The following is a 24,118-nucleotide window of genomic DNA, read 5'->3' on the forward strand; positions in this document are numbered from 1 at the left end:
GAGACCCGGTTAGACCCGCTCCAACAGCACCAGCACCTCCGCGTGCGGGGTCTGCGGGAACATGTCGAGGAGCCGTCCCCGCACCGGTCGGTACGACGCCAGGTCGGCCAGGTCGCGTGCCAGCGTCTCCGGGTTGCAGCTGGAGTAGAGCAGGTGCCGCGCGCCCGACTCCTCGAGCCGTACGGACAGGTCGTGCCCGAGCCCGCGCCGCGGCGGGTTGACCACGACCAGGTCGGCGCCCGCGAGCAGGTCGGCATGCTCGGGTGCGGTCGCGTCGCCGACCGCGAAGTCGATCTCTCCCGGCAGCCCGGCCTCGTCGCGTGACCGCTCGGCCGAGGCGATCGCGTCGGCGCTGATCTCGATGCCGCTCACCCGCCGGCCGGGCGCGGCGAGATGCAGCGCGAACCCGCCGACCCCGCAGTAGAGGTCGACCACCCGGGTCGGCGCCAGGTCGGCGGCCCAGGCGACCGCCTCGGCGTACAGCGCCGCCGCCACGGCGGTGTTGGTCTGGAAGAAGCTGCGCGGGCGCAGGTGCAGGGTCACCCCGCCCAGCCGCATCGGCAGCGTGTCCGCCTCGGTCAGCACCACCTCGCGCTCGCCCTCCAGGACCGCACGGTGCTCGGGCTGGACGTTGAGCGTCACCACGTGGACCGCCGGCAGCTGCGCGAGCAGCCACGGCAGGTGCTTGCGCACCCGGGACTCGACGGCGGTCGAGCGGACCACCAGCCGCACCATCAGCTCGCCGTCGGGCGAGGCCGTGACGAGCAGGTGCTTGAGCTCGCCCCGCTGGCTGACCGGCGCCACCGACGCGACGTCGTACGGCGTCAGGTCGGCGCGCCGCACCAGCTCCGCCAGCACCGGCAGGGCCGCCACGATCACCGGCTCGTGCAACGCGCAGTCGCGCAGGTCGACGCCTGCCCCGTCGGCGTCGAGGATCCCGAGCGTCGGCGCGGCTGCCGTCCCGGCCACGACCATCTTCGCCTTGTTGCGGAATCCGGACCCCGGGCTGGTCACCGGCGGCAGCCACCGCAGCCCCGGCGCATCGACCAGGGCACGGGTCGCGGCGAGCTTGGCGGCCAGCTGGTCGTCGTACGGACGCCCGAGCCAGGTGCACGAGCGGCACTCCCCCGCCGCGAAGTGGGCGCAGTCGAGCACGGCGAGACCCATGTCCCCATCGTAGGCGGGCACTAGGCTGCCGGGCGTGCCGTCCCCGCTCGAACGCGTCCAGGCCGCGCCGGTCCTCGCGACCGTGCGCCGCCTCGAGCAGCGCATCGACGCGCGCTTCCCCGGACGCGGGCTGCACAAGGTAGTCGGCGAGCTGGCCACCTTGGTGGAGACGGTCGAGTCGTCGACGGCCACCGCCCGCGGCCGGCGGTCATGGCTGCGGCCGCTGTCGCGGTTCGGGATCGTGGCGGTCCTCGCGGTGACCGCGTCGGTGCTGGTGCTGGCCGTCCGCTCGGCCCTCGCCGACGCGCCGGACGACGGCCTGGCCTGGATTCCGTTGCTGGAGAGCACGGTCAACGACCTGGTGTTCGCGGCGCTGGCGATCTGGTTCCTCTACTCCGTGCCCGAGCGGCTGCAGCGCGCGAGCCTGCTCGAGCTGCTCCACCGGCTGCGCTCGCTGGCCCACATCGTCGACATGCACCAGCTGACGAAGGACCCGGAGCGACTGCGCTCGGAGTTCGTGCCGACCGAGGCGAGCGTGCAGATGAACCTCACCACCGACCAGCTCGAGCACTACCTCGACTACTGCTCGGAGCTGCTCAGCCTGATCGGCAAGGCGGCGGCGCTGTGCGCGGAGGCCTCGCGCGACCCGGTCGTGCTCGACACGGTCAGCACCGTCGAGACGCTCACGGTGTCGCTGGAGCGGAAGATCTGGCAGAAGATCGCGGTGCTCAACCACCACCGCGCTGCCGAGGCGCCGCCGGCCGGCTGAGCCGCGCCGCCAGTCTTTGCGAGGCGTCACAAGAACGAAACAGCGCGGGGGGTCGATCGTCATCACGGCGGCCTAGAACTGGGGACTCCGTTCCCCATCGAAAGGCCACGTCCCCGTATGCATTCCCCCGCCCCCGGTCGGCGCGCGCTCCGCGCAGCGACCACCCTCCCGCTGACGGTCGCACTGGGCATCGGGGCCCTGTCGGTCGCGACCCCGGCATCGGCCCTCTCGAGCGTCACGACCGCCAACGGCGCCACGATCAACATCAACGACGCTCGTCGTCCCGGTCTCGACACCGGGTCGATCCGCAACGCCAGCGGCTCACGCATGGAGGGCTTCGGCAACGTCTTCGTGCACGTCGACACGGCTCCCGGCCAGGAGCCGCGGATGAACGACCAGATGATGCGCGGCTTCGGCCTGACCCCTGCCGCCGCGGGGTCGTACCACTCGACCCGGTCGGTCCGCCTCGGCGACGTGCTGATGAGCCGCAAGGTCCAGGTCGCCGCCGCGACCAGCACGACCAGCTTCTTCGACACCTACACCAACGCCTCCACGGACCCGGTCACCGTCCGGGTGTCCTTCGGCGGCTCGCTCGGCTCCGGACTGACCGCCAACGGCTCGCCCAACAAGGCGACCATCTCCGCGACCAGCAGCGGCGACGCAGCGGTCGACACCGGCGACACCTGGATCGCGGCGACCACACCGGGCAACACCCGGCCGACCGGCGTGGTCGTCGGCACCGGCGTCGAGGCGCTCGGCGACCAGCAGTCCGACCCGTTCACCACGGCGTACGTCGCGAGCGGGAGCCGGTCCAACGACCTCGGCTTCGTGCGTGAGCTGACCATCGAGCCCGGGCAGACCGAGTCCCTGATGCAGTACGTCGTGGTGGGCGCCCTGGCCGACACCACCCAGATCGCGGCGGACACCGCCGCGCTCGCCGCTGCGCCCGACCTGTCGAACCTGACGATCGACGAGATCTGCACGCTGCAGAACTGGGACGTCGCGAGCTACGCCGGCGCGTGCGCCGGCGCCGAGCCGCTGCAGCTGCCGCCCGCCGCGGCCGAGGCGGTCCCGACCACCGAGGTGCGCTACGACGTCACCGGCAAGACGATCGCCGACCTCCAGGCGGCCATGACCGCGGGCGAGACCACCTCCGTCGCCATCACCAAGGCCTATCTGGACCGGATCGAGGCCTACGACGACGGGTCCTTCGGCTTCCACGCGTTCATCACCGTCGCCAAGGACGCGGTCGCCCAGGCGATGGCGGCCGACCAGGCACGCAAGGCGGGCGCGAGGGGCGACCTGCTCGGCGTACCGATCGCACTCAAGGACCTCTACGACACCAAGGACATGCCGACCTCGGGCGGCACCCTCGCCCTGAAGGACTGGGAGCCCGGCGCGGACGCCTGGCAGGTGGCCCGGCTGCGCGACGCGGGAGCCGTCATCATCGGCAAGACGAACCTCTCCGAGTTCGCCAACTCCGGGTCGTGGAGCGAGAGCGGCTTCCAGCAGACCTGGAACGCCCTCTACCCGTCGAAGTCGTCCTTCGGGTCCAGCGGCGGCTCCGCCACCGCGGTCCGTGCCGACCTCGCGGCCGCCGCGATGGGCACCCAGACCGGTGTCTCGCTGTACGCACCCTCGACCGGCGCCAGCCTCGCGACCTTCCGCGGCACCGACGGGCTGACCAGCACCAACGGAGTGATGCCGCTGACCTGGGCGACCGACTACGCCGGGCCGATGGCCAAGTCGGTCACCGACCTCGCCTCGCTGCTCGACGCCACCGCCACGCGGACCACGGGCAACAACCCCGACGACCTGCTGACCGCCCGCGTCGACAACAGCCTGCGCCCGGCCGAGTGGAAGTCCGCGCTGCGCGCCGACGCCCTGCAGGGCAAGGTGATCGGCTACGTGCCGGCCGCCTTCCAGTCCACGGCCGTCTCCGACGACACCGCCGGCGCCGTCGCCCTCGAGCAGGCACGCGCCGGGATCGAGGCCGCGGGAGGAACGCTCGTCCCGCTCGCGACGGCGCAGACCGCGCCGGCAGCGCCCGCGGGCAGCTTCCCGACCACGGGCAGCGCGGGCGCCGAGGGCTGGGAGCGCTACATCGCCGAGCAGCGTCCGGCCACCTTCCCCTACACGACCAAGCAGCTGATGGAGAACCCGGCGAACCTGCCCTACAACGTCTCCAGCAACTACACCGCGCTCCCGATGGACGACACCAGCGTCGAGAACCTGCTGGCCCGGCGTGACGCCTACAAGCTCAGCGCCGCGGAGTGGATGGACACCGCCTTCGGGGCCGAGCCGGTCGACGCCGTGATCTACCCGGGCTTCCTGACCAGCATCGGCAACAACGACGCGAGCTCGGCGGTGTTCTCCTCCGACCGCGCCTCGGGCGTGCCGACGCAGACCATCGGGCTGCCCACGGCGATCCTCCCCATCGGCCACAACGAGGAGGGTCAGTCCAACAACGTCCAGATCGTGGGGCGTGCCTGGGACGACGCCGAGGTGCTCGGCATGGGCTACGCGCTGGAGCAGCGGACCAAGGCCGCCATGGCGACCTCCTTCGCCCCCGCCCTGGCCTGGAGCGGTCCGGCGGCATCGGTGACGGCACTGACCCTCGGCAGTACGGCGACGACGTATGGCACGGCGACCACCGCGACCGTCACGGTGAGCGCCGACCCGGCCGCCACGGGCCAGGTGAGCGTCGCGATCGCCGGGCGCGAGGTCACCGGCGCCCTCGCCGGCGGCACCGTCCAGGTGAGCCTGCCCGCGGACCTGCCGGTCGGGACACACCTGGTCACCGCCCGGTACGCCGGATCGGCCACCGTCGCGTCGAGCGCCGCCACCGCGATCCTCAAGGTCACCCGGGCCGCGCCCGCCGTCGCGATCGACCTGGCGAAGCGGTCCGTCAAGGCCCGCCAGAAGGCGAGGGTGAAGGTCACCGTGACCGGGGTGGCGCCGGCCGCGGGCACGGTCCTGGTCTACGACGGCCGTCGGATCGTGCGCACCGCCTCCGTCGGCGCGGACGGCACCGTGCTGGTCCGGCTGCCGCGGCTGAAGGCCGGCAAGCACCGCCTGCGGGTCTATGTCGCCGCCGGTGAGGGCTACGCGGCGGCCTGGAGCCGTACGGTGCGCCTGACCGTGCGGCGCTGACCGCCCGACCTCCCGGGGCGACAGCGCCGCCGGACCGCTCAGGTCCGGCGGCCCTGTCGCGCGACGGCCCGCTCGATGACGCGCGCCGCGGCGGGGTAGCCGCCCGGCTCCGGCCCGATGAAGGTGAGTCGCAGGTAGGCCGCCGTCGGCTCGGCCGGGAACCACTCGTCACCTGCGGCGACCCACACCCCGTCGGCCGCGCAGTCACGCACGACCTGCTCGCCGTCGGTGCCGTCGGGCAACCGCGCCCACAGGTGCAGGCCGCCCGGCGGGACGACGTCCACGGTGAGCGAGGGGGCATGTTCGGCGACGGCGGCGACGAGGAGGTCGCGGCGCTCCCGGAGCTGGCCTCGCAGCCGGCGCAGGTGGGTGCGCCAGGCCGGGTCGCTGACCACCTCGAGCGCGGCCTGCTGGAGCAGCCCGCTGACGTACATCGACTCGGCGGCGCGGTCGGCGAGGATCCGGTCCCGCGCCGGGCCGCGGGCGATCACGGCGGCCACCCGGATCGCGGGCGAGACGCTCTTGGTCAGCGAGCGCACGTAGACGACGTGCCCGGCATCGTCGCGGGCCGCGACCGGCCGCAGGTCGGCGTCGATGCCGAAGTCGTGGGCCCAATCGTCCTCCACCAGGAAGGCGCCGTGGGCGCGCACCACCTCGAGCACCTCGCTCCCGCGCTCGAGGCTCCAGTGCGCGCCGGTCGGGTTGGCGAAGCTCGGCTGGGCGTAGAACGCCCGGGCGCCGGTCTCCCGCAACGCACGGTCCACCTCGGCCGGGTCCGGACCCTGCCCGTCGCTGGGCACCGGGACCGGCTCGACATCGGCCTGGCGCGCGGCCTGGATCGCGCCCCAGTAGGTCGGCGACTCGATGAGCAGCGGCTGTCCGGGGGCGACCAACGCCCGGAAGATCGAGGCCAGCGCGCTCTGCGAGCCGGGCGTCACGACGACGTCGTTGGGTGTCACGACGCCCAGGTGGGCCGGTGTCGCGTCGGCCAGCTCGGTGGCGAACCAGGCGCGCAGCTCCGGCAGGCCCGCCGCCGACGGCCGGGACGTGGCCGCCGCTCCGCGGGCGGCCCGCCCGAGCGCGGTGCGGACCAGCCGCTCGGGCAGCAGGTCCGGCCCGGGGTAGCCGTCGTGCAGCGCCTGCACGCCGGGCGGCGGCGTCCGCAGGCCGGTCACCCGGGCCAGGTCGGCCCGCGGGGACCGCAGCGCCGCGCTCTGCCAGCCGAAGTCCCGGCCTCGCGCGGGCCGAGCGGCGCAGACGAAGGTGCCGACCCCGGGGCGGCTCTCGACCAGTCCCTCGGCGACCAGGCGGCGCAGCGCCTTTTGGACGGTGACCGGGCTGGCGCCGTACTCGGCGACGAGCCGGCGGGACGACGGCAGCTGCGCGCCGGCAGCCGCATCCCGGATCCAGGCGCGAAGCCCGGCGACGATCCGGGCGCTGCTATCGTTGTTCATGTCAACGCAGAGTAGCGCTATCGTCCCACGCGCGCAGCCGCTATCGACCCTCCCCGCTGGCCTGGCCTGGGGGCTGGCCGGCGTGGTCGCCTTCTCCTTCACGGTGCCCCTCACCCGGGCCGCCCTCGGCGGCCTCGACCCGCTGTTCATCGGCGCCGGCCGGGCCGTCGTCGCGGCGACCCTGGCCGCGGGCACCCTGGCCCTGACCCGCCAGCGCCTCCCCCACGGCACGCAATGGGCCCGGCTCGCGGTGGTCGCCGCGGGCGTGGTCGCCGGGTTCCCGCTGCTGACGTCGTACGCGCTGCAAGAGGTGCCGGCCAGCCACTGCGCCGTGGTGACCGCGACCCTGCCCGCCGCCACGGCCGTGATCGCCGTGCTCCGCACCGGCGAGCGCCCGGCCCGCGCCTTCTGGCTCTTCGCCGCGCTCGGCGCGCTCGCCGCCGTCGGGTTCGCGGTCCTGCAGGGCGGCGGGACGGTCCACCTCCAACGCGCCGACCTGCTGCTGGTGCTGGCGGTGCTGGCCTGCGCGGTCGGGTACGCCGAGGGCGGCGTGATCTCCCGCGAGCTGGGCTCGTGGCAGACCATCTCCTGGGCGCTGGTGCTGGCCGCGCCGGCGATGGCCGCCCTGAGCGCGGTCAGCCTCGCGGCCCACCCGCCCTCGGCGACGCCGACCCAGTGGCTGTGCTTCGCCTACCTGGCCTGCATCAGCATGTTCCTCGGCTTCGTCGCCTGGTACCGCGGCCTCGCGATCGGCCCGATCGCGCAGGTCAGCCAGGTCCAGCTCGCCCAGCCGGTGCTGACCATCACCTGGGCAGGGCTGCTGCTCGGTGAGCAGATCACCTGGCTGACCGTCGTCGGCGGCCTCGCCGTCGTCGCGTGCGCGGCGGGCGCTAGTTCTTCCCGCGCCCGTACAGCCCGCGCACGACCTTCGTGAGCTGCTTCTCCTCCTTGGCCGTACGACGGAAGGTGGTGAGCGCGATCGCCGGCTTGAACCGCTGGCGGGCGATCGCGTGCGGGTAGGTGAACTCGCGCAGCCCGTCGGGGCCGTGGATCCGGCCGAAGCCGGAGTCGCCGACGCCGCCGAACGGCAGGGTCGGGATGCCGGCGAAGGAGATGACCCCGTTGATCGCGGTCATGCCGGCGCGCAGCCGCTGGGCGATCTCCATGCCGTGCTCCTTGGAGAACACCGTCGAGCCGAGCGCGTAGCGGGTGCCGTTGGCCCGCTCGATCGCCTCGTCCATGGTCCGCACGCGCGACACGGTCACGGTCGGGCCGAAGGTCTCCTCCTGCACGGCTGCGGAGTCCTCGGGGACGTCGACCAGCACCGTCGGCTGCACGAAGCGGGCGCCCTCGGGGACCGGGCCGCCGACCAGGGCGCGGCCGCCGCGGGCCAGCGCGTCGTCGACGTGGCGGCGGATGATGTCGACCTGCGAGGGCATCGTGATCGGGCCGACCTGGCCGCCGGGACGGGCCTCGAGCTGCTTGGCCTGGGCGACCAGCTCGTCGAGGAACTGGTCGTAGACGCGGTCGTGGACGTAGACCCGCTCCACACCGGCGCAGGTCTGGCCGGCGTTGGCGACCGCGCCCCACAGCGCCGCCTCGGCGGCCTCGGCGACGTCGGCGTCCTCGGCCACGATGAGCGCGTCCTTGCCGCCGGCCTCGATCACGACGGGGGTGAGGGTCTCGGCGCAGGACGCCATCACCCGCTTGCCCGTCGCAGTGGAGCCGGTGAACGCGACCTTGTCGACGCCGGCCGCGGTGAGCGCGGCCCCGGTCTCGCCGTACCCGGTGACGACCTGGAGCACGGGTCGGCCGACGGCCTCCCGGAAGGTCTCGGCGAGCCACTCACCGACGCCCGGGGTGTACTCCGAGGGCTTGAAGACGACCGCGTTGCCGGCGGCGAGGGCGTAGGCGATCGAGCCCATCGGGGTGAAGACGGGGTAGTTCCACGGGCCGATGACGCCGACCACGCCGAGCGGGCGGTATTCCACGCTCGCGGCCTGGTTGACCATCAGCAGCCCGGGCGAGACGCTGCGCCGCTTGAGCACCTTCTCGGCGTGGCTGGCCGCCCACGACAGGTGGTCGACCGCGAGCGCGGTCTCCATGAGCGCGTCGCCGTCCGGCTTGCCGGTCTCGCGCGCCATGAGCGCGGCGAGCTCCTCCATCCGCCGCGCGATCACCTTGCGCCAGCGGACCAGGGCCTTCTTGCGGCCCTCGAAGCCGAGGGCCTGCCACCACTCGGACTGCTTGCGGGCGGTCGCGACGGCGGCCTGCACGTCGGCTGCGGTGTGGATCGGGTGGGTGCCGACGACCGCGCCGGTAGCGGGGTCGAGCGAGGTGAAGGTCTGCGCGGCGGGAGCGGTGGGAGCGGCGTCGGTGCTGGTCACGGGTCCGAACCTACTGGGCTCTCAGCCGGAGCGGAATGGCGCCACGAACAACACGATCAGCGCCAGGTGGGCGGCCACCACGACACCGGCGATGACGACCGCCGCGAGCGGACGGCGCCGGGCGACCCACTCGGCCGCCTGGTAGGCGAGCGTGATCAGGCCGAGGGCCACGGTGACATGGAGCAGCACGGCGAGCGCGATCCCGGACACCACACCCGCGATCGCGAACCGGCCCCAGGTCAGCCCGAGCAGCAGGGGGACGACGACCGCGCCGGCCAGACCGCCGACCAGCTCCAGCCCGAACGACCGGTCCCCCATCCACGGCACGCCGTCGATCACGTCGAACAGGTCCAGCGTCGCCAGCACGCCGAGCACCACGATGATCGCCACCGTCGCCGCGGCCGCGAGCCGGTAGCGCCCGTGCCGGGCCGGGGTCCAGGCCGCGGAGCCGTGCCAGATCGTCGACAGCGTCACCGCCGACCACACCAGCCAGCTGCGCACCGGCCCGGTGTCGGTGTCGCGCATCGCCGCCCGGAACACCCGGTCCGCCGCGACCCGGTCGAGCACGTGTCCCTCGACGGACACGTAGCTGGCCGGCTCGGCTGCGGAGTGCACCAGCCCGTCGTGGAGCAGCGCCGGCGGTAGGTGGCGCCCGGTGCGCGGCACCAGCCAGGTGAAGATCGTCGGCACCGAGGTCAGGTCGGTCTCGAAGGTGCCGAGGTCGGCGGGGACCAGCAGGTCGCCGTACTCCCGGTCGCGGTAGGCGATCCGGTGCAGCATCCGGAACCGCTCGGTCCGGCGGTGGACGTCGCCCACCTCCACCCGCTCGAGCACGATCTTCGGCGGGTCGGCCGAGCCCTCGTCGTGGAACCGCTCGGGCTCCGGCCGCAACGGCGGCCACCAGGTCAGCTGCACGATCCGGTCCCCTTCCCGAGCCGGGCGAGCCCCCTCAGGTCGCCCTCACCGAAGTCTTGCCGACCGACGCTCTCGGCGTACATCAGCTCGCGCCGCGAGTCGACGTGGTCGAGCCCGAGGACGTGCCCGAGCTCGTGGAGCAGGGTCGCCCGCTCGTCCGCGCCCCCGTCGAGCGCGTCGGCGTCGAGGACGACACCACCGGTCACGTACCAGAACCAGCGACCCTCCTCCCGGGTCGCCGCTCCCCCGACGCCGGCGACGTCCCCCGCCAGGTCGGGCACCTCGTCCGCGTCCGCCCAGGCGACGAGGACGGGCGCAGCCCGACCGATCTCCGGGGCCGTGCGGGCGCCCGGACGGCGCGCGGTCGTGCCGTCGTACTCGAACCGGAAGCCGCTGGCCCGCGCGACCTCCGCCACCGCGGCGCGCACCCGGGCGACGGCCTCGTCGTCCGTGCCGGCCGCGTGCGCGGGGTTGACCTCGTAGTGGATCGGCTCGCACGGTCGCCAGGTGACCGGCTCGCCCGCGCGGTACGGCTGCTCCTCGAGGAACGCGTACGTCGGGTCCGGCACCGGGCGGCCGAACCCGGTCGCGCCGGCCACGAGGACGCCGCCGAACAGGGCCATGCTCAGCAGGAGCGCGACGCCCCAGCGCCGGCGACCTCTCACCCGATGCCGTCCGGCTCCGTCACCGGCCGCTCGCACACGAAGCCCCGGCAGACGTAGGCCGCCGGCCGCCCGTCGACCGGGGTACGCCCGGTCAGCAGTGCGATGCCCGTCTGCTCGGGTTGGTCGGTGGCGACCACGACCGCCCCCGGGAGGGTCAGCGCCTTCGCCACCAGCGCGTCGCGCTCCGGCCCGGCCGGGCCGACGACGGCGACCTCGAGCGGCCCGTCGAGCATGGTGACCGCGGCCGCCAGCGACCAGCCGGCGAACCGCGGCGCCTTGTCGGCGAGCACGCTGACCGTGGCCAGCGCTGCCTCCGCCGCGTCGCGGTAGCGACCCTCGCCGGTGAGCGCGTGCGCCTCGACGAGCGCGTGGACAAGGCTGCTGAACCCGCTCGGGCTCGCGTTGTCGCCGGGGTCGCGGGGCCGGGTGACGAGAACCTCCGCGTCGGCGCTGGTGTCGAAGAACCCCCCGTCCGGAGCGGCGAAACCGGCCAGCGCCGTGTCGAGCAGACCGGTCGCCAGCCGCAGCCAGCGCCCGTCGGCGCTCGCCTGGGCGAGGGCCAGGAAGCCGGACGCGACGCAGCCGTAGTCCTCCAGCACGCCCGCATGCGCACCGGCCCTGCCGTCGCGCGAGACCCGCAGGATCCTGCCGTCGCGCAGGTGCAGCCGCTCGAGCAGCTCCGCCGCGTCGACGGCGGCCGCGAGGTAGTCGGGACGGTCCAGCCGCCGGGCAGCGTCGACAAGACCGCTGATCGCCAGCCCGTTCCAGGCGGCGACGACCTTGTCGTCGCGGGCCGGACGCGGGCGTTGCTCGCGCGCGGCGAGCAGCCGGCGTCGTACGTCGGCCAGACGGGCGCGGTCGGCCTCGTCCTGGGGGTGGTGGCGCAGCTGCAGCGTCGACATCCCGTGCTCGAAGGTGCCCTCGTCGGTGACCCCGAACAGCTCGGCCGCCCACGCCCCGTCGGTCGGCCCGAGCACCGCGGCCAGCTGGTCCGGCGTCCAGGCGTAGAACAAGCCCTCCTCGGCGTGCCCGCCCGGCTCGGCCGGGCTGTCGGCGTCGAGCGCCGAGGCGAACCCGCCCTCCGCCGTGCGCAGCTCGCGGATCATGAAGTCCGCCGTCTCGGTGGCGATTCGGTGGCCCAGCTCGTTGCCGAGGCGGGCGTAGAGACCGAGCAGCTGGGCGTTGTCGTAGAGCATCTTCTCGAAGTGCGGCACCACCCAGCCGCGGTCGACGGCGTACCGCGCGAACCCGCCGCCCACCTGGTCGTACATCCCGCTCCCGGCCATCGCGGCGACCGTGCGCGCGAGCATGTGCCGCGCCTGCTGCACCGAGTCGCCGCGGTAGCGGCGCAGGAACTCCAGCACCATCGTCGGCGGGAACTTCGGCGCGCCCCCGAACCCGCCCGCCAGCGGGTCGAACTCCCCCGCCAGCGTGGCGACCGCGCCGTCGATCCGCTCCGCCGTCAACGCGTACGCCGGCAGGCTGGCGTCCTTGCGCAGGTGCTCGGCCACGCTGGCCGCGGTCCGTCGTACGTCGTCGCCGCGGTCGGCCCACGCCCCGCTCAGCGCCCGCAGCACCTGCGTGAACGACGGCGACCCGTGCCGCGGCTGGTCCGGCAGGTAGGTGCCGGCGAAGAACGGCGCCCCCTCGTGGTCCATCACCACCGTCATCGGCCACCCGCCCTGCCCGGTCATCGCCGTCGTGGCCTGCATGTAGACCGCGTCGACGTCGGGCCGCTCCTCGCGGTCGACCTTGATGCTCACGAAGTGCTCGTTGAGGTAGGCCGCCGTCGCCTCGTCCTCGAACGACTCGTGGGCCATGACGTGGCACCAGTGGCAGGCGGCGTACCCGACGCTCAGCAGGATCGGGACGTTGCGCCGCCTCGCCTCCGCGAACGCCTCAGGTCCCCACTCCCACCAGTCCACCGGGTTGTCGGCGTGCTGGAGGAGGTAGGGGCTCGTAGCGGCTCCGAGACGGTTCACACCTGCCATCATCCAGCAGACCACAACGCCGGACGGTCGAGCTGCCCCGCCGTGGGCCCCGGTCAGTCGAGCGCGTCGAGCCGCCGCAGCTCGGGGAGCACCGTCTCGCCGAAGAGCACCATGTCCTGGTCGAAGGCCGGGAAGATCAGCATCAGGCCGTCGAGTCCGGTCTCGGCCACCAGGCGGCGGATGTGGCTCACGATCGTGCCGGCCGAACCCGCGACGTACGCCGTCTGGAAGGCCGCCTCCGCGCCGGCGTCGTTGGCCCAGTTGAGCGCCAGGTCAGCGGGGATGCCCCACGACTCGCGCATCAGCGCGATCGCCGGCCGGTCGATGCCGCGGCCGTACTCCGCGACCAGCGCCTCGGCCTCGGCGTCGGTATCGGCCTGGACGACGGTGAGCATCGCGTAGGTCCGGCACTCGCGGCCGAGCGCGGCCGCGCGGGCCTTCACGTCGTCGGACTGGGCTCGCAGGGTGTCGAGGTCGTTGGCGGCCATGAAGGCCCCGTCGCACCACTGCGCCTGGAACGCGCGCGCCTCGGCGGAGCTGCCGGCAGAGATGATCGTGGGCCGCGGCCCGGGATGGGGCCGGGACTCGCAGGCGTCGAGGGTGAAGAAGTCGGACCTCATCGTCACCGAGTCCTCCGACCACAGCCGGGTCACGCCCTCGCACCACTCCTCGGTGAGGCGGTACTTGTCGGCCTGGGTGCGCTGGTGGTCCCACAGACCCATCTGGGTGAACTCGCCGGGGTAGGCGCCGTTGACGATGTTCATCCCGGCCCGCCCGTGCGAGATCTGCTGCAGCGTCGTGTACATCTTCGCCGCCACCGCCGGGTGGTGGACGTTGGCGTGCATCGTCGCCCAGACCTTCACCCGCTCGGTGCACTCGGCGAGCGCCGACATCATCGTCATCGACTCCAGCGTCTGGCCCCAGTAGTCCGACTCCCCCGGGAAGCCCTTCCACTTCGCCATCGACATGACGAAGTCGAGGCCGATCGCCTCGGCGTGCAGGGCGGCGCGCTTGTTGTACTCGTAGTCGGCGAGCGGGCGGGGCGAGGTCGTGGACATGATCCAGCCACCGTCACCGATGGGTAGGAAGACGCCGTACTCCTTGGCCGCAGGGGTTGTCATCGCGGGTCGGTCCTCTCGACAGGTCGTCACGGTCCGGCAAGCGTGCGGGCCGAGCATTCGCTGAGGAGTGGTGTGCCGCGGAGAGCCAGGTCGAACGTTAGCCAGGCCGTGTTTCACGGCGGCCAAGACGAGATCAGCCGCGTGTTACGACTCGTCCGAGGCGAGCTTCGTGACCCGACGGTCGGTCGTCACGACATACAGGGCGAAGCCCAGCTCACGAGCGGCCAGCGACGTCCACGACCGGGGCTTGAACGCCTCCGCGGTGGTCTCACTGAGCACGAGCCCGACCTCGGCCTCGGGGAACCGGGTCGCTCTGAGCCACAACAGCTTGAACATGTCCGCGAGCACCTTGTTGCGCTGCTGGGAGGTGTAGGTGCCGCGGTTGACCACGACCTGGAAGAGGTAGCGGCTCTCCGGGTCGACGCCCTCGACCTCGAACATCGTGCCGGGCCGGAGCTCGAGCGCCCGCGGGCGCAGCGGAACCCCGAGCACCTCGGAGAGCGCCACGAGCGCGGCCCGCTCCGCCGAGTCCGGGCCGAATCTCCGCCACCCGAGCTCGTCGGGCATCGTCGTGCTCATGTCCTTCAGGCTACGAGGCCGGCACCGGCGCCCGGTCGGGCGCCCCCGCACGGCGTACCTGGCCGGCGAGGTGGACCACCGACGCCAGCAGCAGTAGCCCCATCACGACACAGGCCGCCAGCCGCGAGGAGACGTCGACCAGCCAGAAGATCACCAGCGGTCCGGCTGCCGCGCCGACGTCGCCGACGGTCCGGGTCAGGCCGACCACGGCGCCGGAGTCCCGCGGCCCCCAGGTCTCCCCGGCGACGACGCCCGGCACCACGTTGACGGCGGTGGTCGCCGCGAAGTACACGACCAGCGCAGCCGCGAAGGCCACCGGATGGTGCAGCACGCACAGCGCCGCGATCGCCGCGGCGCCCGCGGCGCCACCGGCCAGCAACACCGAGCGCCGCGCGCCCCGGTCGACCAGCCTCCCGACCAGCGGCATCGCGGCGAGGCTGACGACCGTGCCGGCGGCCATCGCCGCTGCGAGCGTGGCCGGTCGGAGCCCGGCGCCGTCGTAGGCCATCACCGGCACGAGGCCCTGCTCCCCCGCGAACCGGACGAAGAAGGTGGCGAAGGAGACCCCGCAGAGCGCCAGCACGAGCGGCCGGTCGGCGCCGCGGGACGCGCCGGGGGCAGGGGGCGCCTCGACGCCGGTCGAGGCCACGGCGTACGCCGACCAGTACCGGTCCGCGGGCCGCGCGGCCTCCCAGGCGAGCACGCCCAGCAGCGGGAGGGCCGCCGCGACGAACGTCCAGGCGACGCCGAGCGTCTCCACCACGACCCCACCCAGCACGGCGCCCGCTGCGGCAGCGCTCATCATCGCGACCATCGCGGTCGCCACCACCGATCCGCGCCGATCGGCCGGGGCCGCGGTGACCAGCACCGAGTAGGCGACCGTGACGGTGGCGCCGCCGAACAGACCGGCCACGAACCGGAGCAGCATGATCGGTCCGGCGTCGTCCACCAGTCCGGTCGGCGCGGTCACGAGCACGAGCCCGGCGGCGACCGACCACAGGTAGCGCCGCGGAGGCCACCAGCGCAACGCCAACCCGGCCGGCGCGTTGGCCACCGCCCGACCGGCCGCGAAGGCGGCGAGGATCGGACCGAGCATCCCCACCGCGAGACCGTAGCGGTCCAGGTAGAGGGGCAACGCGGGCACGATCGCGCCCCACGTCATCTGCACCGCACCGATCAGGCAGCACAGCAGCAGCGTCTGCTCGCGCGCGGAGGTTGCCGGCCTCACCCGCACAGCACGTCGCGGAGCGTCTGCTGTCCGGGCTCCCGCTCCGCCAGGGCCCCCCGGCGCCGCAGCTCGGCGGCGAGCAGCTCCACGACCGCCGCGTAGCCCGACGGGAAGGCCAGCGGGCTGGAGATCATGTAGCCGCCCCGAGAACCGGTCTCGGCGAAGTTCTCCTCCAGCAGGTCCGCGATCCGGCCCGCCGAGCCCACCAGCATGTGGTCCACCCCGGTGGCCGAGCGCCAGCCGTGCTCGAAGAACTCGGCCCGGTCGATGAGGTGGTCCTCGCCGTACTCGGTGATCAGGTGCCCGACCAGGCCTGCGGGCGTGGCGTTCGCCTTGACGATCTCCTCGCGCAGGTCGCCGAGCCGGAACGACGACGGCAGCCCCGAGAAGTCGTAGCCCGCGTTGTGCGAGAGCGCCACCGCGACCATCTCCTCGGTCCACGCGGCGAGCACGGTCTGCTTGCGCGTCTCGGCCTCCTCGTCGGTGACCCCCACGATCGCCTGCAGGTCCCACAGGATGCCGATCCGCTTCGGGTCGCGGCCCTGCTCCACGAGGGCGTCGTCCAGCATCCGGCGGTGCCGCTGCTGCGCGCCGAGGTCGGCGCCGAAGCCGAAGACGAGGTCGGCGAAGCTGGCCGACGCCTCGATGCCGCGTGGGCTGGCGCCGGCCTGGACGAGCACGGGCTCGACCTGCGGGCTCGGCACCGACGCGAGCGGGCCGGCGACGTCGAAGAAGCGGCCGTGGTGGTCGATCGGGTGCACCTTGCCGGGGTCGGCGAACCGGCGGGACTCCCGGTCCCGGATGATCGCATCGGGCTCGACCGAGCGCCACAGCGCCTTGCAGACGCCGATGAACTCCTCCATCCGCTCATAGCGGAGCCCGTGCTCGAGCAGCTCGTCGAAGCCGTAGTTGCGGGCGTCGGCGAGCCGGGTGGAGGCCACCACGTTGAACGCGATGCGTCCGCCGGTGACGTGGTCGAGGCTGTTGAGCAGCCGGGCGACGTAGAACGGGTGCATGAACGTCGAGGAGTAGGTCAGCCCGAAGCCGACCCGCTCGGTCACGGTCGACATCGCCGCGATCACCGGGCTCATGTCGTGCCGCGGCCACTGGACGCCCCACTCGACGGCGGCGTCGCGGGAGCCCTGCCAGGTGCTGGGGATGCCAGAGCCGTCACCGAAGAAGAGCAGGTCGATGCCACCTCGGTCGGCCATCTGCGCGAGCTCCATGTAGGAGCGCACGTCCGGGAAGTCCCGGCCGATCCACGAGCCGGGCATCGCCCATCGTCCATCGGTGTGGGCGAAGGAGAGGTCGAGGGCCAGGTGCATGCCGCTCACGCCGTCACCGACCGGGCGGCGAAGCGGCCGACGACCTCGTCGGTGGTGGTGACCATCGACGAGTTGAGCGCGAGCATCTCGAGGGCCGCCTCGTGGAAGCGGGCGCCGTACGACGCGCACGCGTCGCGCGGGACCACCACCGGATAGTCGTGCTGCATGGCGTCGTTGGCGGTCGAGAACACGCAGCACTCGGTGGTCAGCCCGGTGACGACCAGCCAGTCGATGCCGGCCTCCCGCAGCCTCGCCGCGAGGTCGGTCCCGATGAAGCCGGAGTAGGAGTTCTTGGACACGACGATCTCGCCGGGCCGGGGCTCCAGCCCGCCGTACCACGCCGCGCCGGGGGTGCCGGCCACGCAGGGGTTGGCGTCGCCGAGCGGGAGGTCACGGGAGCCGTTGCGCAGCCAGTTGTTCACGGTCCACGTGTCGTGGTCGGTCTCCAGCTGCACCCACACGACCGGGACGGCATGCTCGCGGGCGGCGTCGACCAGGCGGCCGATCGCGGCGACGGCGTCCTGCACGCTGGCCAGGTCCGCCGGGGTCTCGCACATCGGGCCGATCGCGTCCGGGTGCCCGAAGTCGTGTTGCACGTCGACCACCACGACGGCCGGGGTCAGGCCGTCCAGGGCGGCGAACCGGGCGGCGCTGAGGTCGTCCAGGGCAGCGGAGCTGCGGAAGGCGGCGGACTCAGACATGGGCGGGACTCTCCTCGGAGGTCGTGGGGATCGGGTGGGGGTCGGCGGTGGGCGCGGTCCGGGCGAGGTCGGCGGCGCGGAGCTCCGGCAGCACCCGTCGGCCGAACTCGGGCAGGTCGGCGTGGTAGTCGGGGAAGATGAGCATCAGTCCGTCCAGGTCGGCGTCCTCGACCAGCCGGAGGATCGACTCGGTGACCGTCGCCGGCGACCCGGCGACGTACTGGACCTGGAACGCCTCCTCGCCCGTGGCGCCCTCGGCCCAGGCCCGCGCCCGGTCCAGGGGCACGCCCCAGGCGAGGCTCATGTTGAGCAGCGCCTCGCGGTCCACGCCTCGGCCGTACTCCGCGACCTTGGCCCGGGCGGCGTCGTCGGTGTCGGCGAGCACGACCGTCATCATCGAGTAGGTCCGGCACTCGCGGCCGAGCTCACCCGCGCGGCGGTGGACGTACGCCGACTTCTCGACCATCTCCTCGAAGCTGTCGGCGCCGAGGAAGGCGCCGTCGGCGTACCGGGCCTGGAACTCCATGCCCAGCGTGGAGGCGCCGGCGTTGATGATCGTGGGCCGCGGGTCGGGATGGGGGCGGGACTCGGCGTCGACGAGCGTGAAGAAGTCCGACTCCATGGTGACCCGGTCCTCGGTCCACAGCCGGGTCACCGCCTCGCACCACTCGGCGGTCATCCGGTAGCGATCCTCCTTGGGCATGTCCTGCCACAGGCCCATCTGGGAGAACTCGTCGGCGTACGAGCCGTTGACGATGTTCATCCCTGCCCGGCCCCCGGAGATCTGCTGGAGGGTGGTGTACATCTTCGCCGCCACCGCCGGGTGGTGCATGTTGGCGTGCATGGTGGCCCAGATCTTGACCCGCTCGGTGCACTCGGCGAGCGCGGACATCATGGTCATCGACTCGAGGGTCTCCCCCCAGTGGTCGGTGGTGCCGCCGAATCCCTTCCACTTCGCCATGGTCATGATGAAGTCGAGGCCTGCGGCCTCGGCGTCGAGGGCGACCTGTCGGTTGTAGGCGTAGGTCGCGGCCGGGTGCGGGGCGGTCGTGGAGACCATCCAGCCGCCGTTGCCGATGGGCAGGAAGACGCCGTACTCCTTGGCGGGCATCGGAATGCTCCTTTCGTGAGTCGCTGGGTGCGGGCCGCGGGGGCGCGCAGATCCGGACGGCGAGGCCGGTCTCCCGGCCTCGCCCGAGGTCACGGCGCGGGCCAGATGACCGCTCCGCTGTCGTCGACGACGGCGTCGGCGAACGAGCCGTCGAACCAGCTCGTGGCCTGGTCGCCGTCCACGTCCATGCCCAGGTAGGTGGTGACGTCGGCAGCCAGCGCCTTGACGTTGTCCAGGTCGACCGACCCGAACTTGCCGGGCAGCGGGTTGTCCGCGACGACCGCCGCCTCGGTGGTCCACACCGCGGTCTCGTGCTCGGCGTCGGACTCGGCGCCGGCGACGTCGTGCTGGTAGCCGATGCACGCGTCGACGTGCGCGCTCTCGGCGCAGTACTGGAAGGCGCGGAAGCTGGCGCGCAGGAAGTCCTCGACCGCCGTCGGGTGCTCGGCGGCGAAGGCCGGGTTGACGGCCATCGCGCCCAGCGAGCCGGGCACACCGAACTCCTTCGGCTCCCAGACCTTGACGTCCTCGCCGGCCGCCTCGAGCTGGTTGGGCTCGTTGGAGATGAAGCCGGTCAGGGCGTCGACCTGTCCGCGAGGGAGGATCGAGGGGTCGTAGCCGACCTTCACCTGCTCGACGTCGTCACTCGCCAGTCCCGCCTTGCCGAGCATCGCGGCGACGCCCATCGGCAGCCAACCCTTCTGGCCGAGCTTCTTGCCCTTCAGCTCCGAGAGGTCGGTGACGTCGGGACTGGTCATCAAGATGTCGAGACCGGCGTTCGAGTACGACGAGATGCCGGTGATGTCGAGGTCGTTGATGTTCGACGTGATGACGTCCTGCTCGGACAGCGGAGTGATCTGAACCTGACCCGCGGCCAGCAGCTTGGCGTTCTGCGAGGTGTCGCCGGGCCCGGGCTGGAGCTTGACGTCCAGGCAGAGGTCGTCGAAGTACCCGAGCTTGTCGGCGGCGATCACCTCGAGGATCGAGGCGGACGCCTGCCAGTAGTAGCCGGACATGTAGGTGATGGTGCCGGCGGCCTTGTTCTCGTCGCAGCGGTCCTGCGAGATGGCGGACGGGTCGGCTTCCCGGGCGTTGGTCGCGGCGGCGTCGGTCCCACAGCCGGCCAGGGAGGCGACAAGGGCGGCGGCGCCGACCGCGGCAAGGGCGGGCCGCAGTCGAGTGCTGAGGGTCATGCGTTCTCCTTCGGGAGGTTCAGGAATCGCTCTGCTTGGACTCGTGCCAATGCAGAACCTTGCGTTCGACGACGGTGGCGAACAGCAGCAACAGGGACCCCATCAACGCGAGCACGAAGATGGCGGCCCAGACCATGGACAGGCGGTTCATCGAGGTCGCGACCTGGATGGTCGTGCCGAGGCCGGCCGACGATCCGGCTGCGGAGAGCTCGGCGACCACGGCACCGATCACCGAGAGCGGGAAGACGATCTGCAGCGCGGCGAACACGTAGGGAAGGGAGCCGGGGATCCGGATGTGGCGCAGCACCTCCCAGCGCGAGGCGTCCATGGTCTGGAAGACCTGGAGCACCTGCTTGGGCACCGAGCGCAGCCCGACCGCGGTGTTGATCAGGATCGGGAAGAAGCAGATCAACGAGGTGAGGATCAGCTTCGGTGCCGCGCCGAAACCGAAGGCGACGACGAGGGCAGGGGCGATCGCGACCAGGGGCGTCACGTTGAGGACGACGGCGATCGGCATGATCGCCCGCCGGGCGACGGGCACCTCGCTGATCAGGATCGCGAGCAGGAACGCCACCGCGAAGCCGATCCCGAGCCCGATCAGCGCCTCGCGCAGGGTGACCCAGGAGTTCTCGACGAAGTAGCCGGGCTCGTCTCGGAGGACACCGAACACGTCGGAGAGCGGCGGCAGCAGGTAGGGCATCCGCTCCGCGCCGAGGTGCCAGCCGGCGGCGACGACGACGAGCATCACCGCGAACGGCGCCCAGTAGGTCGGCCTCAGGAAGGCCAGCCGCCGGCGGCGACGGTGGGCCCGGACGTCGCGCGTCGTGGCCGCGACGACGCCCCGGCCGAGCCCGGCCGCGCGCTCCTCGATCACCGTCATCACTGGTCTCCCTTCGCTGCGCCTGCTCGCGACCCGTGCTCGAACGCCTCGCGGAGGCGGTCGCGGACGGCGCCCTCGTAGTGGTGGAACTCCGGCGACTCGAGCAGGGCCGCCGGGCGCGGGCGGGGCAGGTCGACGTCGATGACGTCGACGATCCGGCCGGGTCGCGGCGCCATCACGACGACCCGGTCGGAGAGGCGGACCGCCTCGCTGACGGAGTGCGTGACGAAGACGACCGTCGACCTGGTCTCCTCCCAGAGGTCGAGGAGCTGCTCCTGCAGCGCCTCACGGGTGAACTCGTCGAGCGCCGAGAACGGCTCGTCCATCAACATGACGTCGGGCCGCAGGCCGAAGGCCCGCACGATTGCGGCGCGCTGCTGCATGCCGCCCGAGAGCTGCAACGGCAGCTTGTGCATGGCGTCGCCGAGCCCTGCCTTGCGGAGCAGGTCCTCCATGTCGGGCAGCGGTGTGCGGTTGCGTCGCTTGTTGACCTTCGTCGGCAGCGTCACGTTCTTGAGCACGGTGAGCCACGGCAGCAGGGCCGGGGTCTGCGGCACGAAGCCCAGCGCCTTCGCCGCGGCCGCCTCCTTCGGGCTGACGCCGCAGACCGTCACCGAGCCGGCGTCCGGCTGCTCGAGCCCGCCGATGATCCGCAGCAGCGTCGACTTCCCGCAACCGGAGGGGCCGATGACGCTGACGAAGGTGCCGGACTCGATGCTCAGGTCGACGTCGTGCAGCGCCACCAGATGTGAGAGGTCGGGCAGCTCGTAGGTGCGCCGGGCGCCGGTGACGTCGATGGAGGCGTCGACGAGCCCGGATCCGAGCTTGGAGGGTGCTGCGAGGGTCATCCGTTCTCCTCAGGCGTCGGGAGCTGGTGGAACGCGCGCTGGTGGTAGATCAGCGGCGAGGGGCGCACCGGTGTCGACCGGGCCGGGGTGACCAGCAGCAGCACGTGGTCCCCGACCACCATCCGGTCGGCGACCGGACCCGTGATCGCGACCGTCGTGTCCTTGAGGACGGGGGCATCCGTCAGGGTCGGGTCGACCTCGAGACCGGCGAACTTGTCGATGCCGCTCGTCGCGAACTGTCGGGCGACATGGGCCTGGTCGGCGGCGAGCACGTTGAAGGCGACGTGCTCGGTCCGCATGAACGCGTCGAAGGCGGACGCGGTCTCGGCGATGTAGACGCCGAGGAGCGGCGGGTCCATCGACACGCTGGTGAAGCTGTTGGCGGTGAAGCCGTGGCGCTTGCCGTCGACCGTGGTCGTGACGACGACCACCGGTGTGGCCATGCCGGCGAGGGCCTGCCTGAGGATGCCGGGGTCGATCTGCTCGTGCTGCTGGGTCGCGGTCATCACGCACCCACCTGCGCGATCGTGCCGAGGAGCGACCAGTGGTCGTCCAGCCAGCTGCGGACCCGCGCGGAGCGCGCCTCCGGGTCCGCGGCGACCTGGTCCGGGACGTGCAGGGTGCCGGCGGGGGTCAGGCAGCCGACCTCCCGGAGCACCGGCTCGAGGTGGGTCGGCCCCGCGAGTGCATGGGCAGGCGAGGCCGCGATCGTCAGCGGCACCGCCAGGCACGGACGCAGCTCACCGGCCCCGTAACCGTCGAGGAAGCCCTTGAGCAGGCCCGTGTAGGCGCCCTTGTAGACGGGCGTGGCGACGACCACGAGGTCGGCCGCGCGGACGGTGGCCCGGGCCGCCTCGGTGTCCGGGTCTCCCCAGGCGAGCACCTTGCCGCCGTACGACGACAGGTCGACGACCTCGGTCGTGGACCCCGGCAGGCGGGCGGCGATCTCGGCGACGACCTCGGTCGTCAGGGTGAGCGTCTTGGACTCCGGCGCGGGGTTGCCACAGACGCCGACGATGGATGGAGCTCGGGACACAGTCTTCTCCTGTAAAAACGAAGGGGATCCGTTTCCTAGGAGAGCGTGCGGGCCGATTCGGAGACTTCCTGAGTGGACCGCGGATCATCCGGTGCCATGAACCTAGGGACCGCGTGTGTCGCGCCGAGTGCGCGGAGCGTTACGTGGGCGTGAATTCAGGGGCCGCAACATTTCGTCTCGCGACGGCGCCCTGCCCGGCTCCTCCCGGAGTGCGCTCGGCGGGCGTCGAGGCGGTGCGCCGGTGGCCGTCTTGTCCGTCAGAAGGTCGGCGCCAAGCGGGGCGGGAGGGCTCATGTCAGCGTTCAGTCCGTGAGTGCGGGCCCCGGCGCGAAGCCGCTCCGGGTGATGCAGTGGTCGCTGAGTGTCGACAGGGCGGATCGTCCGTCCCATGATGAAGACATGGTCGTGCCGGACTGGATCGGTCTCGTCCCCCGGCGGCGACGGGGGCGGGAGAGACTCGCGGCGAGGAAGGTCGCCCGGGAACGGGCGGCGCAAAGGGTTGCTGCGCACCATGAGAAGCTCCACGACGCGCTGCCCGTCGTGCCGAGCCAGGGTGACCTGATCTGCTTCAACGCGGCGATCCACCCCTGCTGACCGTCAGCGAGCACGGAACCACTGCTTGAAGCCCACGAACCCGACTTCGCTCGTGGACGACCAGCTCACTGCCGCGCGGGCGGTCAGTACCGGCCGCGGCTCAGGCACCGTGTGCGTCGAACCCAGGCGATATCAGACTGAGCCGGCCGAGAGCCGGATCGCGGCGGAAGGACGCAGTCGTGCGTTGCCCCATACAGGTGCTGGACCAGAGACACGGGGCTGGACATGTCAGACAACAAGCCCCGGATCTAGCGGTTGAAGCCGTGACAGGGCGCCCCTAAGACTTCGACTGGTCGATGATCTGCGCGAACTCCTCCGGCGACTTCACCGCAACGCAGAACTCGTGAGCCTTGGCTCGGACCGCCTTGTCACGGGTGACGATGACCCACTCGTCCGGGAACAGAAGTGGTTCCTGCTGCTCCTGAAGGACAAGCGCTGTCGCAACAAGTACCGGGTCGGCCGCACCCTTGTTGGCATAGAGGTCAACCAACGAGGTGTCACCCACCGGAACCGTTCTCATCACCTCGCCGAGCTTGCGAAGGATGGCGGGAGTCACCGTTTCCGTGATGCTCGCCAGCGAGCGGGAGCGCGGGGTGTAGCGCGCCTCGTAGGCCACGTCCTCGGTCACGCGGCACTGGGTCTGAACGAAGTCAGAGGACCGGCGCTTAGCCCCGATGAAACCCCACGCGTTGTTGTCTATGAGGTACTTGGTCTCGTTCATGCGACCGCCGCCCGATAGTCATTGATCTGGGCCTTGGTGCGCAGCGTGTTGGAGAACATGACGCGGCAGAAGTCACCGCGGGAGATGCCTCCGCTATCCAGGATGGCAAGCATCCGCCGCGAGCACTCCAGCCCGTTGTACGTAAGAGTCCCCGGGAGTGGTGGGGTTTGAGGGACCAACGGCGGGGCGTCAGCACGTAGACGGCCATCGGCGGGATCTTCGGTGTGAACGGCGAAATCCACGCACTGAAAGAGGTACCCACCGATGGCCTTGCCCCAGT

The 24,118-nt window shown here is 72.3% G+C and carries 23 protein-coding genes; 4 read left to right on the forward strand and 19 right to left on the reverse strand.

Going from position 1 to position 24,118, the window contains the following annotated elements:
- Positions 1 to 9: 9 nt before the first annotated feature.
- Positions 10 to 1,167 (reverse strand): 23S rRNA (uracil(747)-C(5))-methyltransferase RlmC, encoded by a 1,158-nt coding sequence (gene rlmC / locus KU893_RS19780; protein WP_218236108.1) that lies wholly within the window; start codon positions 1,165 to 1,167, stop codon positions 10 to 12.
- A gap of 34 nt (positions 1,168 to 1,201) precedes the next feature.
- On the opposite strand from rlmC, the gene KU893_RS19785 reads away from it, so the two are divergent.
- Positions 1,202 to 1,936: a hypothetical protein gene (locus tag KU893_RS19785; protein WP_218236109.1), complete on the forward strand. Its 735-nt coding sequence runs from the start codon at positions 1,202 to 1,204 to the stop codon at positions 1,934 to 1,936.
- A gap of 117 nt (positions 1,937 to 2,053) precedes the next feature.
- The gene (locus KU893_RS19790; RefSeq protein ID WP_218236110.1) at positions 2,054 to 5,089 is read left to right on the forward strand and encodes an amidase; all 3,036 of its coding nucleotides are present in this window, start codon (positions 2,054 to 2,056) and stop codon (positions 5,087 to 5,089) included.
- A gap of 38 nt (positions 5,090 to 5,127) precedes the next feature.
- Here the strand turns inward: KU893_RS19790 and KU893_RS19795 are convergent, their stop codons facing one another.
- Positions 5,128 to 6,543, reverse strand: a complete 1,416-nt coding sequence (locus KU893_RS19795) for an aminotransferase-like domain-containing protein (protein ID WP_218236111.1) — start codon at positions 6,541 to 6,543, stop codon at positions 5,128 to 5,130.
- Here KU893_RS19795 and KU893_RS19800 point away from each other — a divergent pair.
- Positions 6,542 to 7,477, forward strand: coding sequence for a DMT family transporter (locus tag KU893_RS19800; RefSeq protein ID WP_218236112.1), 936 nt, complete (start codon positions 6,542 to 6,544; stop codon positions 7,475 to 7,477). The genes KU893_RS19795 and KU893_RS19800 overlap by 2 nt on opposite strands.
- On the opposite strand, the gene KU893_RS19805 is transcribed toward KU893_RS19800, so the two are convergent.
- The 15 genes from KU893_RS19805 to KU893_RS19875 form a co-directional block, all read right to left on the reverse strand.
- On the reverse strand, positions 7,434 to 8,930 hold the full coding sequence (locus tag KU893_RS19805) for an aldehyde dehydrogenase family protein (protein ID WP_218236113.1): 1,497 nt from the start codon (positions 8,928 to 8,930) through the stop codon (positions 7,434 to 7,436). The two genes, KU893_RS19800 and KU893_RS19805, sit on opposite strands and share 44 nt — an antisense overlap.
- A gap of 21 nt (positions 8,931 to 8,951) precedes the next feature.
- Complete coding sequence (locus KU893_RS19810; protein ID WP_218236114.1) at positions 8,952 to 9,845, reverse strand: DUF1353 domain-containing protein; 894 nt, start codon at positions 9,843 to 9,845, stop codon at positions 8,952 to 8,954.
- Positions 9,836 to 10,510 carry a matrixin family metalloprotease gene (locus KU893_RS19815; RefSeq protein ID WP_218236115.1) on the reverse strand — a complete coding sequence of 225 codons (675 nt, stop codon included), beginning with the start codon at positions 10,508 to 10,510 and terminating at the stop codon, positions 9,836 to 9,838. Before KU893_RS19815 ends, KU893_RS19810 begins: the two co-directional genes overlap by 10 nt.
- Positions 10,507 to 12,501 (reverse strand): thioredoxin domain-containing protein, encoded by a 1,995-nt coding sequence (locus KU893_RS19820; RefSeq protein ID WP_218236116.1) that lies wholly within the window; start codon positions 12,499 to 12,501, stop codon positions 10,507 to 10,509. The genes KU893_RS19815 and KU893_RS19820 overlap by 4 nt, the downstream gene beginning before the upstream one ends.
- A 53-nt stretch (positions 12,502 to 12,554) precedes the next feature.
- Positions 12,555 to 13,622 (reverse strand): LLM class flavin-dependent oxidoreductase, encoded by a 1,068-nt coding sequence (locus KU893_RS19825; protein WP_218236117.1) that lies wholly within the window; start codon positions 13,620 to 13,622, stop codon positions 12,555 to 12,557.
- Between the two features lie 144 nt (positions 13,623 to 13,766).
- A complete protein-coding gene (locus KU893_RS19830) occupies positions 13,767 to 14,201 on the reverse strand; it encodes a hypothetical protein (protein ID WP_218236118.1) in 435 nt (144 codons plus the stop codon).
- Positions 14,202 to 14,211: 10 nt separating this feature from the next.
- Entirely contained in the window at positions 14,212 to 15,429 is a 1,218-nt protein-coding gene (locus tag KU893_RS19835; RefSeq protein WP_218236119.1) for an MFS transporter, read from the reverse strand.
- Complete coding sequence (locus tag KU893_RS19840; RefSeq protein WP_246592946.1) at positions 15,426 to 16,754, reverse strand: NtaA/DmoA family FMN-dependent monooxygenase; 1,329 nt, start codon at positions 16,752 to 16,754, stop codon at positions 15,426 to 15,428. Before KU893_RS19840 ends, KU893_RS19835 begins: the two co-directional genes overlap by 4 nt.
- Positions 16,755 to 16,759: 5 nt before the next feature.
- A complete protein-coding gene (locus KU893_RS19845) occupies positions 16,760 to 17,455 on the reverse strand; it encodes a cysteine hydrolase family protein (RefSeq protein WP_218236121.1) in 696 nt (231 codons plus the stop codon).
- Positions 17,448 to 18,566 (reverse strand): LLM class flavin-dependent oxidoreductase, encoded by a 1,119-nt coding sequence (locus KU893_RS19850; protein ID WP_218236122.1) that lies wholly within the window; start codon positions 18,564 to 18,566, stop codon positions 17,448 to 17,450. Before KU893_RS19850 ends, KU893_RS19845 begins: the two co-directional genes overlap by 8 nt.
- An 89-nt stretch (positions 18,567 to 18,655) precedes the next feature.
- The gene (locus KU893_RS19855; protein WP_218236123.1) at positions 18,656 to 19,759 is read right to left on the reverse strand and encodes an ABC transporter substrate-binding protein; all 1,104 of its coding nucleotides are present in this window, start codon (positions 19,757 to 19,759) and stop codon (positions 18,656 to 18,658) included.
- Between the two features lie 19 nt (positions 19,760 to 19,778).
- Complete coding sequence (locus tag KU893_RS19860) at positions 19,779 to 20,639, reverse strand: ABC transporter permease (RefSeq protein ID WP_218236124.1); 861 nt, start codon at positions 20,637 to 20,639, stop codon at positions 19,779 to 19,781.
- On the reverse strand, positions 20,639 to 21,487 hold the full coding sequence (locus KU893_RS19865; protein ID WP_218236125.1) for an ABC transporter ATP-binding protein: 849 nt from the start codon (positions 21,485 to 21,487) through the stop codon (positions 20,639 to 20,641). Before KU893_RS19865 ends, KU893_RS19860 begins: the two co-directional genes overlap by 1 nt.
- Positions 21,484 to 21,993, reverse strand: coding sequence for a flavin reductase family protein (locus KU893_RS19870; protein WP_218236126.1), 510 nt, complete (start codon positions 21,991 to 21,993; stop codon positions 21,484 to 21,486). The genes KU893_RS19865 and KU893_RS19870 overlap by 4 nt, the downstream gene beginning before the upstream one ends.
- The gene (locus KU893_RS19875; protein ID WP_218236127.1) at positions 21,993 to 22,523 is read right to left on the reverse strand and encodes an NADPH-dependent FMN reductase; all 531 of its coding nucleotides are present in this window, start codon (positions 22,521 to 22,523) and stop codon (positions 21,993 to 21,995) included. The genes KU893_RS19870 and KU893_RS19875 overlap by 1 nt, the downstream gene beginning before the upstream one ends.
- A gap of 309 nt (positions 22,524 to 22,832) precedes the next feature.
- Here KU893_RS19875 and KU893_RS19880 point away from each other — a divergent pair, with 309 nt between their 5' ends.
- Positions 22,833 to 23,117 (forward strand): hypothetical protein, encoded by a 285-nt coding sequence (locus KU893_RS19880; RefSeq protein WP_218236128.1) that lies wholly within the window; start codon positions 22,833 to 22,835, stop codon positions 23,115 to 23,117.
- Between the two features lie 277 nt (positions 23,118 to 23,394).
- Here KU893_RS19880 and KU893_RS19885 read toward each other — a convergent pair whose 3' ends face one another.
- Together KU893_RS19885 and KU893_RS19890 are read right to left on the reverse strand one after the other, a co-directional pair.
- Positions 23,395 to 23,838, reverse strand: coding sequence for a hypothetical protein (locus KU893_RS19885; protein ID WP_218236129.1), 444 nt, complete (start codon positions 23,836 to 23,838; stop codon positions 23,395 to 23,397).
- Positions 23,835 to 24,118, reverse strand: a 284-nt coding sequence (locus tag KU893_RS19890) for a hypothetical protein (protein WP_218236130.1), incomplete at its 5' end; no start/stop codon positions are given. The genes KU893_RS19885 and KU893_RS19890, both read right to left, overlap by 4 nt.

It is taken from the genome of Nocardioides daeguensis, assembly GCF_019192965.1.
Taxonomy (GTDB): domain Bacteria; phylum Actinomycetota; class Actinomycetes; order Propionibacteriales; family Nocardioidaceae; genus Nocardioides; species Nocardioides daeguensis.